The sequence below is a fragment of the Mesocryomonas lacus genome (assembly GCF_055730105.2).
Map to the genome: position 1 here is coordinate 863669 of NZ_JBUZWF020000002.1, position 15689 is coordinate 879357.

16 protein-coding genes are annotated in these 15689 nt (G+C 65.9%); 3 read left to right on the top strand and 13 right to left on the bottom strand.

The window, feature by feature from the left end:
• Positions 1-26: 26 nt before the first annotated feature.
• The 4 genes from ACZLZQ_RS09120 to ACZLZQ_RS09135 form a co-directional block, all read right to left on the bottom strand.
• Positions 27-1253 (bottom strand): O-antigen ligase family protein, encoded by a 1227-nt coding sequence (locus ACZLZQ_RS09120; protein ID WP_472949231.1) that lies wholly within the window; start codon positions 1251-1253, stop codon positions 27-29.
• 112 nt (positions 1254-1365) lie between these two features.
• A complete protein-coding gene (locus tag ACZLZQ_RS09125) occupies positions 1366-2898 on the bottom strand; it encodes an undecaprenyl-phosphate glucose phosphotransferase (RefSeq protein ID WP_472949061.1) in 1533 nt (510 codons plus the stop codon).
• 86 nt (positions 2899-2984) lie between these two features.
• Positions 2985-4175 (bottom strand): glycosyltransferase, encoded by a 1191-nt coding sequence (locus ACZLZQ_RS09130; protein ID WP_472949062.1) that lies wholly within the window; start codon positions 4173-4175, stop codon positions 2985-2987.
• Between the two features lie 99 nt (positions 4176-4274).
• Entirely contained in the window at positions 4275-4835 is a 561-nt protein-coding gene (locus tag ACZLZQ_RS09135) for a polysaccharide biosynthesis/export family protein (RefSeq protein ID WP_472931651.1), read from the bottom strand.
• A gap of 196 nt (positions 4836-5031) precedes the next feature.
• Here ACZLZQ_RS09135 and ACZLZQ_RS09140 point away from each other — a divergent pair, with 196 nt between their 5' ends.
• Positions 5032-7134 carry a GumC family protein gene (locus ACZLZQ_RS09140; RefSeq protein ID WP_472949063.1) on the top strand — a complete coding sequence of 701 codons (2103 nt, stop codon included), beginning with the start codon at positions 5032-5034 and terminating at the stop codon, positions 7132-7134.
• Between the two features lie 42 nt (positions 7135-7176).
• Here ACZLZQ_RS09140 and ACZLZQ_RS09145 read toward each other — a convergent pair whose 3' ends face one another.
• Positions 7177-8076 (bottom strand): GNAT family N-acetyltransferase, encoded by a 900-nt coding sequence (locus tag ACZLZQ_RS09145; protein WP_472949064.1) that lies wholly within the window; start codon positions 8074-8076, stop codon positions 7177-7179.
• Between the two features lie 390 nt (positions 8077-8466).
• On the opposite strand from ACZLZQ_RS09145, the gene ACZLZQ_RS09150 reads away from it, so the two are divergent.
• The gene (locus ACZLZQ_RS09150; RefSeq protein ID WP_472949065.1) at positions 8467-9519 is read left to right on the top strand and encodes a polysaccharide deacetylase family protein; all 1053 of its coding nucleotides are present in this window, start codon (positions 8467-8469) and stop codon (positions 9517-9519) included.
• Positions 9520-9554: 35 nt separating this feature from the next.
• Here ACZLZQ_RS09150 and ACZLZQ_RS09155 read toward each other — a convergent pair whose 3' ends face one another.
• A complete protein-coding gene (locus tag ACZLZQ_RS09155; protein ID WP_472949066.1) occupies positions 9555-9776 on the bottom strand; it encodes a DUF2842 domain-containing protein in 222 nt (73 codons plus the stop codon).
• A 245-nt stretch (positions 9777-10021) separates the two neighbouring features.
• On the opposite strand from ACZLZQ_RS09155, the gene ACZLZQ_RS09160 reads away from it, so the two are divergent.
• Positions 10022-11110: a COX15/CtaA family protein gene (locus ACZLZQ_RS09160; RefSeq protein ID WP_472949067.1), complete on the top strand. Its 1089-nt coding sequence runs from the start codon at positions 10022-10024 to the stop codon at positions 11108-11110.
• Positions 11111-11136: 26 nt separating this feature from the next.
• On the opposite strand, the gene ACZLZQ_RS09165 is transcribed toward ACZLZQ_RS09160, so the two are convergent.
• The 7 genes from ACZLZQ_RS09165 to rplM form a co-directional block, all read right to left on the bottom strand.
• Positions 11137-11733, bottom strand: a complete 597-nt coding sequence (locus ACZLZQ_RS09165) for an MOSC domain-containing protein (protein WP_472949068.1) — start codon at positions 11731-11733, stop codon at positions 11137-11139.
• Positions 11730-12785 carry an N-acetyl-gamma-glutamyl-phosphate reductase gene (gene argC / locus ACZLZQ_RS09170; RefSeq protein WP_472949069.1) on the bottom strand — a complete coding sequence of 352 codons (1056 nt, stop codon included), beginning with the start codon at positions 12783-12785 and terminating at the stop codon, positions 11730-11732. The genes ACZLZQ_RS09165 and argC overlap by 4 nt, the downstream gene beginning before the upstream one ends.
• Positions 12786-12888: 103 nt before the next feature.
• Positions 12889-13848: an agmatinase gene (speB, locus tag ACZLZQ_RS09175; RefSeq protein ID WP_472949070.1), complete on the bottom strand. Its 960-nt coding sequence runs from the start codon at positions 13846-13848 to the stop codon at positions 12889-12891.
• Between the two features lie 107 nt (positions 13849-13955).
• Positions 13956-14240, bottom strand: coding sequence for a type II toxin-antitoxin system RelE/ParE family toxin (locus ACZLZQ_RS09180; protein WP_472949071.1), 285 nt, complete (start codon positions 14238-14240; stop codon positions 13956-13958).
• Positions 14230-14526 carry a CopG family ribbon-helix-helix protein gene (locus ACZLZQ_RS09185; RefSeq protein WP_472949073.1) on the bottom strand — a complete coding sequence of 99 codons (297 nt, stop codon included), beginning with the start codon at positions 14524-14526 and terminating at the stop codon, positions 14230-14232. The genes ACZLZQ_RS09180 and ACZLZQ_RS09185 overlap by 11 nt, the downstream gene beginning before the upstream one ends.
• Before the next feature lie 177 nt (positions 14527-14703).
• Entirely contained in the window at positions 14704-15174 is a 471-nt protein-coding gene (gene rpsI / locus ACZLZQ_RS09190) for a 30S ribosomal protein S9 (protein WP_472931662.1), read from the bottom strand.
• Positions 15174-15638 carry a 50S ribosomal protein L13 gene (gene rplM / locus ACZLZQ_RS09195; protein ID WP_472949074.1) on the bottom strand — a complete coding sequence of 155 codons (465 nt, stop codon included), beginning with the start codon at positions 15636-15638 and terminating at the stop codon, positions 15174-15176. Before rplM ends, rpsI begins: the two co-directional genes overlap by 1 nt.
• Positions 15639-15689 lie beyond the last annotated feature (51 nt).

The following is a 15689-nucleotide window of genomic DNA, read 5'->3' on the forward strand; positions in this document are numbered from 1 at the left end:
GGCGGAACTGCGGCGACAGTCCGGGTTCAAGGCGCGGCGCGCCGGGCCGACGCCGCGTCCAGCGCCTGCCGGAGCGTCGGCGGCCGCCTGTCGCGCTGCCAGCGCCGTTCGAGTGCGATGCAGCCCCAGATAATGCCGATGATGAGGTAGAGATGCCGCCAGTGGTCGGTGTCGATGACGTTGCCGATGCCGACATGGCCGACGAAGACGCTGTAGCTCGCCATCAGATAGGGCTGCCACGGCCGATCGCGCAGCAGGATCTTCAGCCCGGCGCCGAGGGTGGTGAAGAGGAAGATGACGTAGGCGGCAAAGCCGAGCCAGGAGTAGTCGAGCAGCGCCTTCAGCCAAATGTTGTGCGTGTCCTCGCCATAGATCGGGCCGAACACCAGCGGGCCGATGCCGAGCGGATGCTCCATCGCCATCTGGAAGCCGAGGAGATGGCGTGCGAAGCGGCCGAGCCGCGCCGAATCGTAGGACTGGACGATCTGCGCCCGCTCCGAGAACAGGCTCGCCACCTTCTCCGACTGCAGGGCGACGAGCACGACGATCGCCATCAGCACAATGCCGACGAGGACGAGCGTCGCGATCTTCAGCCGAAACTTCGCCGAGCGCTCCTTCAGCAGCATCAGTCCGACGGAGAGGATGATGGAGAAGCCGTAAATGCCCCAGGCTGCGCGGGAGAAGGAGAGGAAGACTGCGAGCGTCAGCACGCCGAGCGCAACCAGCTTCCACCCGGCCGTCATCAGCCGCTCGGTGACGAGCCGCTGCACGAGATAGACCGCCGGCAGCGTCAGGAACGGGCCGAAAACGTTGGGGTCCTGAAAGGCGCCCTTGGCGCGCTCGTAGAGGGTGAAGGCGTCGGCGCCGGGAAACGCGTTGAAATAGCCGAGAATACCGAGCAAGCCGGTCGCGAGCGCCGCTGAGGTATAGGCGGTGAAGATCAGCTTCAGCCGCCGCGGGTCGGCCTCGATCACAGCGGCGTAGAATACGGCCGACAGCGCCAGGAAGGTCGAGACGGCGACGTAGAGCGGGCCGCCTTTGAGGTCCACCATCTGGGTCAGAGAAACCAGCCCGCCGGCGTTGAAAAGGAGCAGGAGTACCAGCAGCGGCGCCGTGCCGGCGCTGATCCGCAGCGCTCCGACAAGACCGAAAATGCCGATCAGCCCGACGAGAAACAGCTCGTACGGCGCGGGTTCGGAGATGACGAAGCCCGACAGGAAAACACCAAGCGCGATCGCTCCATTGCCCAGCATGGCGAACTGCACCCGTCCGAGATGACGGGGATCGAGCCTGTCGCCGCGGAGACGATCGCGGCCAAGGCTTCTGTTCGTCAGGGTCCCGCCGGGCGGGTAGGGGACCGCCATGTCAGTAGGCGTGTTCGGTCTTGAACAGGCTGATCGGCGTCATCGCCAGGATGGCGAGGTCGAGGAAGATCGACCAGTTCTCGATGTAGTAGAGATCGTGTTCGACGCGCTTCTTCAGCTTGTCCGGCTGGTCGATTTCGCCGCGGAAACCCTTGATCTGCGCCCAGCCGGTGATCCCCGGCTTGACCTTGTGGCGGCCGAAATAGCCGTCGACGATCTCGACGAAGGTCTCGTTCATCGACGATACCGCGTGCACCGCATGCGGCCGCGGCCCGACCAGCGAGAGCTGGCCCTTCAGCACGTTCCAAAGCTGCGGCAGCTCGTCGATCGAGCTCTTGCGGATGAACCGCCCGACCTTCGTCACGCGCGGGTCGCCGCGGGTGACGATCTTGCGGGCCGTCGGGTCCGACATCTCCTGGTACATCGAGCGGAACTTCAGCACCTCGATGATCCGGTTGTTAAAGCCGTGCCGCTTCTGCCGGAAGATCACCGGACCCTTCGAATCCAGCTTGATCGCGATGGCGGTCGCCAGGAACACCGGCGACAGGAGGATAATCGCAAGGCTCGCGAAGAACAGGTCGAAGGCGCGCTTGGCAATCCAGTCCCAGTCGGCGATCGGCCGGTCGAAGACGTCGAGCAGCGGGATCTGGCCGATGTAGGAGTAGGAACGTGGCCGGAAGCGCAGCTGCGAGGTGTGGGCCGACAGCCGGATGTCAAGCGGCAGGACCCAGAGATCCTTCAGGAGCGCCAGCACCCGCTTCTCGGCCGAGAGCGGCAGCGTGACGATCAGCATGTCGATCTTGGCGAGGCGGGCGAACTCGACGAGCTCGCGGATGGTGCCGAGCTTCGGATAACCGGCGACGAGCGGTGGCGAGCGCCGGTCGTCGCGGTCGTCGAAGATGCCGCAGATCCGGATGTCGCTCTCTTCCTGCATTTCGAGGCCGCGGATCAGGGTTTCCGCGCCCTTGCCGCCGCCGACGATCACCGCGCGCCGTTCCATCACGCCATTGCGCGCCCATCGCCTGATGTTGGCGCCGAGGATGCTGCGGGCGATGACGAGCGTCGCAAAGCCGCCGAGGAACCAAGTCCCCAGCCAGACACGCGAATATTCTTCCTGCGCCTTCATGAAGAAGATGCCGACGGCCATCAGCGCGATGGCGCCAGCCCAGCCGAGGCCGACCCGCAGCATCTGGGTCGAGCGGGTGCGCAGCATCGGGATGTCGTAGCCCTCGGCCAGCTGGATGGCGCCAACGCCGGTTGCGGCACCGAGACCGGCGACGAGGAGATAGAGCCACGGGCTCCCATGCTCGAAGCCGACATAGGAGAAGTAGACGATAATGGCGACGGCGAGCAGCAAGGTGAATTCGACCAGCCGCCAGAGCCCGCAGAGCATGCTCGACGAGATGACGTTGTCCTTGAACTGCGCGGCGGTCCGTGCGGCGAAGGCGTTGAGCACCACCGGTTCGTCGTTCGAAAGCTTCTGGAACGCCTGGACAGCGTTGCGGGAGAAAGGCAGCTCGCCGTCGCCATCCATTGTCTCGCCCTCTCCACCCCGCGGGAGGCTGTACCTGCCGCTCGCCGCCGGTCGCGGTGCCTTGCCGGTTCCTTAGCAGGGTTCCGCTAAGATTTGTTTGACCGCGTCTGACGCGCCGCGGCCGGCCTTTCGCCGGCGGACTGGGCCATCGGCCCCGCCAGGGCCCGGCGATAGGCAGCCATGGTATCGCCGACCATCCGCTCGATCGAGAACACGGTCTGGATGTGATGACGCAAGGCATTGGAATTGACCAGCGGTTCGCGCAGGCGTTTTGCCATGGCATCGGCCAGCGCAAAACTGTCGCGAGGGGCGACGAGGGGCTGGAGGTGGCGCGGGATGATCTCGCTGACACCGCCGACATCGACGGCGATCACCGGGCGATCCGCCGCAAGCGCCTCCAGCAGCACATAGGGCAGCGAATCAGCGCGCGACGGCAGCACCATCACCCGCCCAAGCCGCAGCGCTTCCCGGGCAGGACGCGGTTCGACGAAACGGACGAGGCCCGGTGCGATGTCATCTGCCAGCTGCATGAAGTCGGGCTTCTCGGGGCCGGCGCCGACGATCACGGCGGTGGCCGGAGGTCCACCCGACTTCGCCATCTCGGCGATCGCCCGGATAAGAATGTCGGGCCCCTTCAGGCTCCTCAGCATGCCGAGATAGATGAAATCTGCAGCATCGGGATCCGGCGTGACCGGTGCGAATTCGGCTGGCGACAGGCCGTTGTAGACGACACGTGCGGCGACGCCCGGCTTGCCCACCTTCTTCTGGTAGGCGTCCGCCTCGTATTGCGACACGAAGAGCAGGTGATCCGTGACCTGCTCCAGCAAGCGCTCCAGCCTGAAGAACAGCCAGCCGCCCAGCGTCTTCGGATCGTAGTGCATGCTGCCGCCATGCGGCGTGTAGAGGCGCGCGCTGCGCCCGCCGGACAGGCGGTTGGCGGTGCCGACCAGCCTGGCATAGGCACCGCCCTTGGCGCCGTGCCCGTGCAGTACGTCGGGACGGATGTCGCGCACGAGGGCGTAGCTGCGCCACATGTCCAGGAGGTCCGAGGGGGCAATCGAGCGGCGCATGGTGACGCGGTGGACGCCGAGCGCAAGCTTCGGCGTCACCTCGCGAATCATCTGCTCCTCGAATTCGCCGCCCGTGATGGAGTCGCAGAGAATTCCGACCTGATGGCCTTCGGCGATCTGCGCATCGATCAGATCGCGGACGTGGCGGAAGATTCCCCCGACGGGCGATCGGAAACAATGGATGATCCGAATGTTCTGGCTAACCATACCCCGTCAGGACTTTCGTGTTCGCTGTGAGGGAACAACTCACACGACACACCGCCCGGCGCCACCATAAAGTCCTGTCGAAGCTATCGTTCTCAACGCTTAAAACAGTCGCTCCCGCACGAAGATCGTGTCGCCGGGCAGGATCGGATCGGAGGTCAGCACGCGGCCGGAGATCACCCGGCCGTTGACCTGGCGGGTGACGTCGACCGTCTTCTGCTGAGCCCGCGGCGAGTATCCGCCAGCGATCGCAATGGCATTCTGCACCGTCATGCCGGGCACGTAGGTATATTGGCCACCGGTGCCGACCTCGCCCATGATGAAGAATGGCCGGTACTGGTCGACTTCGACGGTGATGTCAGGATCGCGCAGGAAACCGTCGCGCAGCTTCTGCGAAAGCGAGGCTTCCAACTCCTTGGTGGTCTTGCCCCGCGCCGGCACGGTGCCGACGAGCGGCATGGAGAAGTAGCCGCCCTTGTCGATGGTATAGGTATTGGAGAGGCCATCCTGCTCGAACACCGTCACCCGAACGCGGTCGCCGGCGTCGAGATGGTAGGGCTCGTTCAGCACATCGTGGAAGGCGGGGGGCGTCGGCTGGTAGCTCGCGCATCCGCCGAGCAGCGCCAAGGTGAGGGCCAGGGGTCCCATGATGCAGATGCGCATGTCCGCTTATCCCGCCGAAGATCGTTCGCCCGGCCGGAAAGCCGCTTGACCTCTTATAGTTTCGTTAGGGTTAACCGTTCGTAAACTTGACCGGCGGCTTCACCTCTGTGGTACGGATGTATCGAGTGAGCTTGTTAACGTTCCGGTTACCTTCATGGACGATTCTTCAATCTCAGGGGCACTGCGGGGAAACACCATGCCGAAGCACAGAGCAGATGAGGCCGACTCCGATATCGATATCGGGCGTCTGGCTGCTGCCGTGTGGGCCCGCAAGCTGCTGATCGTCCTGACGACCTTGCTGTTCGCCGGATCCGCTTTCGCGATCGCGGCCCTTATTCCGCCGACCTACAAGGCCGATACCCAAATCGTCGTCGAAAGCCGCGAATCCTCCTATACCCGAAATGACGGCGCCAGTGCCGGTAGCGGGGAGGGCGTCTTCAGCCCCGAAAGCATCGAGAGCCAGGTCTCGCTGATGACCTCCGCCGAGATCCTCGGGGACGTCGCCGACCGCTTCAAGCTCTCGACCCTTGCCGAGTTCGCACCCAAGGTCTCGCTGATGGACCGCATCCTGACTCGCGTCCGACCCGAGGCCGACTCGCCTCCGGGCGAGATCATCGAGCGGATGCGTGAGAAGCTTCAGGTCTATCGCAAGGAGAACCAGCGGGTTCTGGTCATCGAGTTCTCCTCGCGCGACCCCGCCTTGGCGCGTGACGTGCCGAACGCCATCGCTGACGAGTACCTCGCGCGTCAGAAGGGGGCGCTGCTTTCCTCGAACAACAATGCCACGGGCTGGCTGGAGCAGGAGATCGCGGACCTGCGCGAGACCGTCAGGGCGGCCGAGGGCAAGGTCGCCGCCTTCCGCACCTCGTCCGACCTCCTGGTCGGCCAGAACCAGAGCGTCCTCGCCACCCAGCAACTGTCGGAGATTGCCACCGAACTGTCGCGCACCCGTGCCGCGCGGGCGGCGGCCGAGGGCAAGGCGCAGAGCATCAGGGATGCGATCCGGCGCGGCGTCGCGCTCGACACCGTCTCCGACGTCCTGTCATCGCCGACGATCCAGGCCCTGCGCGAACGCCAGGTTTCGCTGAAGGCGCAGATCGCCGACCTGTCGACGACGCTCCTCGAGAATCATCCGCGCCTTCGCGCCTTGCGCTCGCAAGGCCGCGACCTGCAGACGGAGATCACCCGCGAGGCCTCCAAGGTGCAGGCGTCGCTGGAGACCGAGGCGGATGCCTCCCGCCAGCGCGAGGCCTCGCTGACGTCCGAGATGGGCCGCCTGAAAGTGGAGTCCTCGCGGGCCGGCGGCCAGGAGGTCGAACTGCGCTCGCTCGAGCGCGAGGCGCAGTCGCAGAGTCAACTCCTGGAAAGCTATCTGACGCGCTACCGCGAGGCCGTTGCCCGCGGCGCACGCGACTACCTCCCGGTCGATGCGCGCATCTTTTCCGAGGCCCAGCTTCCGGCCGAGCCCTATTTCCCGAAAGTCCTGCCGATCACCGCGGCGGCCGGACTTGCCGGCTTTCTCGTCGCCGTCATCGGTCTTCTCCTGACCGAACTGTTCTCGGGCCGAGCGCTAAGCCCGAGCCCGCAGCGCGGCCGCTGGGCCGCGGAGCATTCGCCCGCGCTGACCGCCCGCGATGCCGACTTTCCCAGCAAGCCTTCATCGGCTCGCTCAGCCGAAGCGCTCGGCGCCGTTCCCGCTCCCGAGACGGTCCGCAGCCGCTACGGCACGGGGGTCGCGGAACTCGGCGAGGCGATTCTTGCCAGTGAAATCCCGCGCGTCCTCGTCGTTCCCGCCGTGGGCGAGGGCCGGAGCGCCAGCGTCGCGCTGGTTCGCCAGCTGGCGGGCCAGCAGCGTTCGACCATTCTCGTCGACCTGACCGCCGACAACGCTTCCGCCCGCGCCATGGGCGTGCCGGACGATGCGGAAGGCGCCGGGGACCTCGTCGACGGGCTCGCCTCGTTCGCCGACGTCATCCACCGCGATCTGTTGACCTCGGCGCATGTCCTGCCCTCGGGCGGCTTTACCGCCATCGGCGGCGAGACCGATGCGACCGAGGAGATGATCGTCGTGCTCGAAGCCCTCGGCAAGGCCTATGACTGCACTATGGTGGACTGCGGCGCCATGCTGCCGGAAACCCTGAAACGCCTGATGGACGACGGCGCGGCCCTGGTGGTCTCGGTCGAGCCCGGGGAGGAAGCCGAAGGCGAGGCGCTCATGCAGCGGCTGTCGACGGCAGGCCTCGGTGACGTCGTGATGATGCACACCGGTGGTTCAGCCGCGGTGCGCGCCGCCGCCTGACGCGGGCGCCATCTTCCGCACCGTGGCCCGCCGCCCGACGGGTCAGCGCAGGCGCCGCCGCAGCTGCTGGACAACCGCCTTGAGCCCCTCATGGCGTTTGACCGCACGGCTCGCATCCGCCAGCAGCCTGGCCGCGCCGACATAGACGCGTCCCCCGGCGGTCAGCGCCAGCGTCGCGTCCACCTGCGGAATGGTCCGGTCGCACCAGGCTTGCTTGTAGCGCTCCGCACCGGGGCCGAGGTCGAGCGCGCACAGCCCTTCCTGCGACAGGCGCTCGACCATGTGCCAAAGCAGCAGTTCGCCCGGACTGACGGCCGCGTCCTCGTCGTCGGCGTAGGAGGAGAACATGCCCCAGAAGGTCTGCTGACCGACGATCCCCCCCAGCATGGCCTTGATGTCGCCGCCGCTCTCGATGGCGTAGAGGCGGGCGTCGGTGGCTGCATCTTCGAACAAAGCGATCAGGAAGGTCCGGATGCCGGCATCGGCGAAGGGATCGGGGATTGCCAGCGTGCGGAAGCGGTCGGCCTTCTGTCGCAGGAAGAGATCCAGAGCCGGTGCCCTTTCCGCCCGCGGCAGGTCGCGGAAACGATAGCCGCCCCGATCTTCGAAATGCCGCTGCTGCGCGCGGAATTTCTTGCGTTTCCGCTTGCCGTTGCCCCGTTCCAGGACGGCCTCCAGCCCTCCCGCCAGTGAGATTGAGAAGCGTTGCTCGAAGGCCGGCGTCACCGCGAAATCCGCACCGAGCCAGCGCGCATCGAACACCCGGCGAAAGTCGATCGCATCGATCCGAATGCCGGCTGCTGTCGCGGCGGCACGAAGGTTCTGACGGTTCAGCACCGGGCTATCGCCTGAAGTCAGCGTCCAGCCATTGGCATTGGCATGCGTCTCGCCCGGAAAACGTCCGATCCGCAGAGGGCCGCGCCGGACAATCTCGATCGGCATCGCCGCCGTCCCGTCGGAGGACACCAGCAGCCAGGTCTCGCTCTTGAGCAGGCGTCCCCTTGTCGCCTCCCAGGCGGCGACGAAGCCTGCTTCCTGGAACGGGGTTCCTTCATACGTCGCCCATGCGTCACGGTTTGCCCGCACGAGAACGAGGGGGGATGGGGCGTCCGGCGGTAGAGGTGAGAATGGTTGGCTGGCGGATGAAATGCTGCAACTCCCGTGTGCCGACACCGCGCGCCGTCTCCTATCGATGCATGAAAATATAAAGGATCGCCTTATACCTTCGCCCGGAAGGCCGCGTGCCTCAGGGGTATGGGTTTCTTTTCTATCTGAAACCTTGAAACCCCGTTCCCGAGAGCGAGCGACTCTCGCCTGATCAATGGAAACGGCATGCGAGACTGGAAGACAAGGGCGGGAAGAGCCGCGTTGCAGACGGTCTGGTGGAGCGGCTTGTCCGACTTCGTCGTCCGTCGCGCTCAGCCCTTCGGCGCGGTTTTTACCTTGCATCACGTCTCGCCCGACGCGCTCGGCAATTTTCCGCCCAACGGCCATTTGCGCGTGACCCCGGACTTCCTCGACGCCGTGATCGTTCATCTGACCGCCCAAGGCGTAGACTTCGTCGACCTTGCCGAGGCCACACGCCGTATCGCTGAGCCGCAGCGGGGTCGCGGGCGCTTCTTCGCAGCCTTCACGCTCGACGATGGCTACGTCAACAATGACCTCCATGCCGTGCCGGTGTTCCGGCGGCATGGCGTGCCCTATGCGATCTTCGTCACGCCGGGAATGACGGAAGGGACGACCTTGCCCTGGTGGGAGGTGGTCGAAAAGGTCGTGCGAGACCGCGACAGCGTCCTCGTGCCCTTCCTGCCGGAGACCTTGCCGGCGCGGACCGTGGCCGACAAGCGACGGGTGTTCGACCGGATCTTCCTCTATCTGACGAATGAGTGCCCGGAAGCCTGTCTCGATGGGACCGTTCGCCGTCTGGCAGACCTCAACGACATTGCTGCCTGTGACGCCGCATCCCGTGTGATGGACTGGGAGACCCTCAAGCGTCTGTCAGATGATCCGCTGTGCACCATCGGCGCGCACTCGATGACGCATGCGCGGCTCTCGCGCCTCGACGTGCACGCGATGCGGCGCGAACTCGAGCAATCCCGGCACGTCATCGGCGAAAGGCTCGGCGGGGTCCCCGACTTCTTCGCCTATCCCTATGGCTACCGTGCCGCCTGCGGTCCCCGCGAGTTCGAGGCGGCGGCCGCGGCCGGCTATACCGCCGCCTTCACCACCCAATTGCACGCGTTGAGCCGGCAGACGGCCGGCAATCTCCACGCGCTGCCGCGCCTGTCGCTCAACGGCTACTACCAGGATCCGCGCTATGTCGATGTGCTGATTTCCGGGCTGCCGGGCCGCTGGAAGGAGCGCCGCACCCGCATGGAGGTCTGATCCCGTGCGGCCACGCCACTGGCGACGCTGTGCCTTCAGCGGGAGCGCGGCTTGCCCTTGTAGCCTTCCATCCAGCGGATCAGGAACATCGCCGGCACCACCCAGAACAGTCCGCTGATGGCGAAGAAGGCGAGGTGGACCCAGCCGCTCGACTGGCCGAGATAGAGCGAGGCGAAGGCGGTCGCGAAGATCGCATAGACCGCGACGAGCACGATCATGATCACCGTGCCGATGAGTTTTCTCAATCTGAGGGGCATACCGTCCGCCAATCCTTGTGGTCGCCTAGATGCTTAGGCACTGGCGGCCGGAAAGGCCAGCTTTAGCTCCGGCGTCTCGCTCCGCCTGCGACGGTCCGACCGCTTGAAGTCGGGGGCGGTTCGGGGCACATGACCTTCAGAACTTTCCGCGCCTTGCCGTCCTTTTCGAGGGCGGGCCCGCCGGATGGTATTTCTGATAGGGGAGGCGACGTCGTCGGCTCGTCCCAAGGCCAAGGTCGGTGCCGATGTCCAGCGTTTCGCTCTCCCCACCCGCAGCCGTCCTCTCCGCCGATACCAGCCGGGACGGGGCAAATCGCCGCGCCGTGCGCTACTGGCTCTATCTGGTGGCATTGATCGTTTTCGCGCTGGTGGTCGTCGGCGGGGCGACGCGCCTCACCGAATCAGGCCTGTCGATCACCGAGTGGAAGCCGATTCACGGTGTCATCCCGCCGCTGTCGGAAGCGGAATGGCAGGAGGAGTTCGCGCTCTACCAGCAGATCCCGCAATATACCGAGCTGAACCAGGGTATGGAGCTTTCCGGCTTCAAGACGATCTACTGGTGGGAGTGGGCGCACCGTTTCCTCGCCCGCTTCGTCGGCCTCGTCTTCGCCTTGCCGTTCGCCTATTTCTGGATTGCCGGGCGCATTCCGGCGGGTCTTAAACCCAAGCTCGTCGGCATCCTGGCGCTCGGTGGCCTGCAGGGCGCGATCGGCTGGTGGATGGTCGCCTCCGGCCTCAGCCAGCGCACAGATGTCAGCCAGTACCGGCTCGCCGTGCACCTCACCACCGCTTGCCTGATCTTCGCGGCGACGCTCTGGGTAGCGCGGGGTCTGGCACCCCATAGCGGAGACGCTGCGCCGTCGCGGACCTCGATGCGCGCCGCCGGGATCATCCTCTTCCTGGCGCTGCTGCAGATCTATCTCGGCGGCCTCGTCGCCGGGCTGAACGCGGGCCTGACCTTCAACACCTGGCCGCTGATGGACGGAAGCCTCGTGCCGTCTGGCCTTTTCGCCATGCAGCCCGCCTGGCGCAACTTCTTCGAGAACGTGATGACGGTGCAGTTCGTGCACCGTTGCGGCGCCTATCTGCTGCTGGCGGTCGTGCTGATGCACGCCATCGCCTCCATTCGACGGGCCCCGCGCACGACGCATGCGCGGCGGGCGGGCGTGCTGCTCGCTCTGGTGCTCGTCCAGGCCAGCCTCGGCATCACCACGCTGCTGCTGGCGGTGCCGATCGGCTGGGCATTGCTGCACCAGGCCGGCGCGCTGGTCGTCCTCGCCTTCAGCGTCGCCCATGCCCGGGCGCTGAAAGGGCCGTATCCGGTCCGGGCCTGATCGTTTCGGATCGTCGCTCAGGCTGGCTAGACCGGCCCGAGCGCCTCGTGAGGGAAGGGTGGCAGGACGAGGTTGATCGCATCGCCCGGCGTCACGCTGCCGCCGACGCGCACCACGGCCATGACACCGGCCTTTCGCACGAGTCCGCCCTCGGCATCCCGGCCAAGCGTTGCCGCCGTGAGGCCCTTCTCGTACGCGTCGAGCTGGGCGCAGGGATTGCGCAGCCCGGTTACTTCTACCACCGCGCCATCTCCGATGTGCAGAAGGGCGCCACGCGGCAGGCCGAGGAGGTCGACCCCGCGCGTCGTGATGTTCTCGCCGAGCGTGCCGGCAGAGACCGTGAAACCGCCGGTGACAAGTTCGTCCAGCAGCTCACCGTGGATCAGATGGACCTGCCGGAGGTTGGGCTGCGTCGGGTCGACCTTGACCCGCGAGCGGTGCTTCACCGTGACGCCGGCATGCGCGTCGCTTTCGACGCCGAGGCCTTCCAGCAAAGTGATGCTCGGGACCGTCGGCTTCGAGAAGGCATGCGTCGCATGGACTGCCACTGCTATCACCGTGCCGGCGGCCGGTACCGCCGGTACCGGCTGCACGGCGGAGGCGGTCTCGTGGGTGCCGCTCATGGGAAAAGCGGCAGCTGTTCGATGCCGAGTGTCTCTTCCAGGCCGTAGGCGACGTTAAAGTTCTGGATCGCCTGGCCGGCCGATCCCTTCACCAGGTTGTCGAGGGTCGAGATGACGATCGCCCGGCCGGGAATGCGGTCCGGCACGACGTTGACGACGACATAGTTCGAACCGCGCACCATCTGCGTCTGCGGCAGGACGCCTTCCGCGGCGACGGTGACGAAGGGCTCGCTGGCATAGGTCTCCACCAACTGCTGGCGAAGGTCCGCCGCCGTCTTGCCGGCCGAAAGCCGGACATAGCTCGTGCAGAGCTCGCCGCGGCTCATCGGGATGAGGTGCGGCGTGAAGTTGACGCGGAGGTCGGCGACATCGGCAGCCTTGCCGATTTCCTGCTCGATTTCGGCCATGTGGCGGTGCTTGCCGACGGCATAGGGGCTCATGCCCTCGCCGGCCTCGCAGAAAAGGACGTTCTCCTTCGGGCTGCGGCCAGCGCCCGAGACGCCGGACTTGGCGTCGATGACGATGTCGGTGACGTCGATCAGCCCGGCCTTGGCCAGCGGCAGCAGGGCCAGGAGCACGGCGGTCGGGTAGCAGCCGGGGCAGGCGATGAGGCGCGCATTCGCGATCTCGGCGCGGTAGTGCTCGGTCAGGCCGTACACGGCCTCCGGCTGGATGTCGGTAGCGACGTGGTCGAGCCCGTACCATTCCTTGTAGGCGGCCGGGTCGCGCAGCCGGAAGTCCGCCGACATGTCGATGATCTTCACCTCGGGATAGCGCTCGAAGATGCCCTTGGTGATCGCCTGCGTCGTGCCGTGCGGCAGGCCGCAGAACACCGCGTCGACGGCGCCCCAGTCGGCGTCGTCGACCTTGACGAGATCCGGCAGCTCGATGTGCGAGAAATGCGGGAACACCGCCTTCATCGGCTTGCCGGCATGGCTGTTGGCGGTCAGCGCGGTAATCTCGATGCCGGGATGGCGGACGGCAAGGCGCACGAGATCGGCGCCGGTATAGCCGCTGGCGCCGAGGACGCCGATCCTGATCTTCTTCGCCATGCCACTCTCCATCGCAGCTATTTCAATCACTTGTCCCTGGCCGCGGAATCGTTTCGTCAGCCAGGTGAATCATTCTCTCAACTGAAAGGCAGGCAGGCAAAGCCTATCCTGCCTTCTGTTCCGCCAGGATCCCCAGCACATAGAGAGCCACCGTCGCCCCCGCCACCGCGGTGATGTCGGCATGGTCGAACGGCGGCGACACTTCCACCACGTCCGCGCCGACGATCGGCAGATGCTTCAGTTTGTGCAGGACCGACAGCATCTTCGCGCTCGACGGGCCGCCGGCGACCGGCGTGCCGGTGCCGGGCGCGAAGGCGACGTCGAGGCAGTCGATGTCGAAGGTCAGGTAGACCTTTCGCCCCGCCGTCCGGGCGACGATGCGCTCGGCGATCGCGGACGCGCTGAGGTCTTCCACGTCGTTGCCGTGGATGATCTCGAGGCCGAGCGTCTCCGGGGCATGCGTGCGGATGCCGATCTGGATCGACGTGTCGACATCGACCAACCCGTGCTTCACCGCCGCAGTGAGGAATGAGCCGTGGTCGACGCGCTCGCCAGCGGCCGAATGCGCCAGCGGCCAGGTGTCCTGATGCGCGTCGAAATGCACCAGCGACAACGGTCCGTGCTTGGCGGCATGCGCCTGCAGGAGCGGCCAGGTGATCGAGTGGTCGCCGCCAAGGGTCAGCAGGAAGCCGGTCTCGGCCAGCAGGGCCTCCGCCTCCGCGCGCATCAATTCATGCGCGGTCTCGGGCGTGCGGTAGTCGAGCAGGCAGTCGCCGTAGTCAACGACGCTTAGCAGTTCGAACAGGTCGCGGTGGAACGGGTATTGGGGGTCGTTGTCGAAGATCTGCGACGCCCGCCTGAGCGCGGAAGGACCGAAACGCGTGCCCGGCCGGTTCGAGACGGACGCGTCGAAGGGAATGCCCCAGACCGTGACGTCGGCGCCCGCCGGCGTTTTCGTCAGGCGCCGCCGCATGAAGGAGGGAATGCCGGCATAGGTCGGATCACTCGCCGCGCCGAGGGCACCCGTTGCCGTGAAGGCGTTGTCGATCGATTTGGAAGCCATGGCAGATCCGATGATGGGCGTCAGTTGCGGCTGCCTAGCGCATCGGGCGGTCATATTGAAGGGCGGATCTCTTTCAGCGGCACGATGCCCACCCTCGCTCGGCCCCACTATCGCCGGGCGGGCCACCGCCTTTTGCCGTGCAGCACCCTGGTGACACCAACCCAGTCGTGAAAGACCTTATAGATGACGACGTAGGGTGTGCCGGTGATGACGAGTTCGTGCGTCTTGGCCACCCGGCCGTGGCGACCGATACGGGCAAACTGCGCGAGGCAGCCGACATGCCGGTCAATTTTGTCGAGGAAGGCCGTTGCAGCCGAAGGGCTTTCGGTCTGGATCGTCGATACGATGTCCAGGAGATCGGCGCGCGCCTTCTTCCACCACTTAACCCGCACGCTTCTTGGCCTCGGCCATCCGCGTCTCGAGCAATGCTCTCGCTTCAGCCATCACCGTTTCATGCGGAACGAACTCAGCACCCGGCTCCGCCATCTCGCGCAAGCCCTCTTCGACTTGTTGTCGGAACCAGGCGTCGTATTCCGGGGTCTCGGCCTCGAACTGTAGGAATTCGTGGACCAGCTGTTCCAGCATGGCCGCGCGGCCATGGCCCTTGGTCGCGGCGAGGGCGTCGAAGGCGGCGAGCGTTTCGTCGTCGAGATCGACGGTGAAGGTCACGCTGGGCATGCGCTGCTCCTTGTTCGCGTCGGGCGAGGATAGCACCGGTCGTTACCAGGGAGAACACGGCGTTCGCTCAGCCGGACAAGGGTGGTCCTCTCGCCGAGCCCGCTTCGGTCCGCCCATAGAAAAAGGGCCGGCATTGCTGCCGGCCCTTTCCAAAAGCATCGTCCAGGCGTGCGAAGCTTAGCGCTTCGAGAACTGGAACGAACGACGGGCCTTGGCCTTGCCGTACTTCTTGCGCTCGACGACGCGGCTGTCGCGGGTCAGGAAGCCACCCTTCTTGAGCACGGCGCGCAGGCCCGGCTCGTAATAGGTGAGGGCCTTCGAGATGCCGTGACGCACGGCACCGGCCTGGCCGGACAGACCGCCGCCGGCGACGGTGGCGACGATGTCGAACTGGCCGTCACGGGCCGCGGCGACGATCGGCTGGCGCAGCACCATCTGCAGCACGGGACGGGCGAAATACGCCGCGAATTCCTTGCCGTTGATGGTGATCTTGCCGGAGCCCGGCTTGACCCAGACGCGGGCGACCGCATCCTTGCGCTTGCCGGTGGCATAAGCGCGGCCGAGCTGGTCGATCTTCTGGACGTGGACCGGGGCTTCGACGAGCGTGTCGACCGTGCCGAGGCTCTGCAGCGAATTCAGATCGGCCATTATGCAGCCCTCCGGTTCTTTGGATTCATCGCGCCGACGTCGAGCGCCTCTGGCGTCTGGGCGACATGCGGATGCTCTGAACCGGCGTAAACGCGCAGGTTCTTCAGCTGCTGGCGGCCGAGCGGGCCCTCGGGAAGCATGCGCTCCACGGCCTTCTCGACGACGCGCTCCGGGAAGCGGCCTTCGAGGATCTGCCGCGCCTTGCGCTGCTTGATGCCGCCGATGAAGCCGGTGTGCCAGTAGTAGGTCTTGTCGGTGAACTTCTTGCCGGTGAACACCACCTTGTCGGCATTGATGACGATGACATTGTCACCATCGTCGATGTGCGGGGTGAAGGTCGGCTTGTGCTTGCCACGAAGGCGGAGGGCGATGATGGAGGCGAGGCGGCCGACGACGAGTCCGTCGGCGTCGATCACGATCCACTTCTTCACCACCGTCTCGTTCTTCTGCGAGAAGGTTTTCATGGGGTCTACCCTTGGATGAGCGGCGATGCGGCAATCCGGGGGACCGCCAAA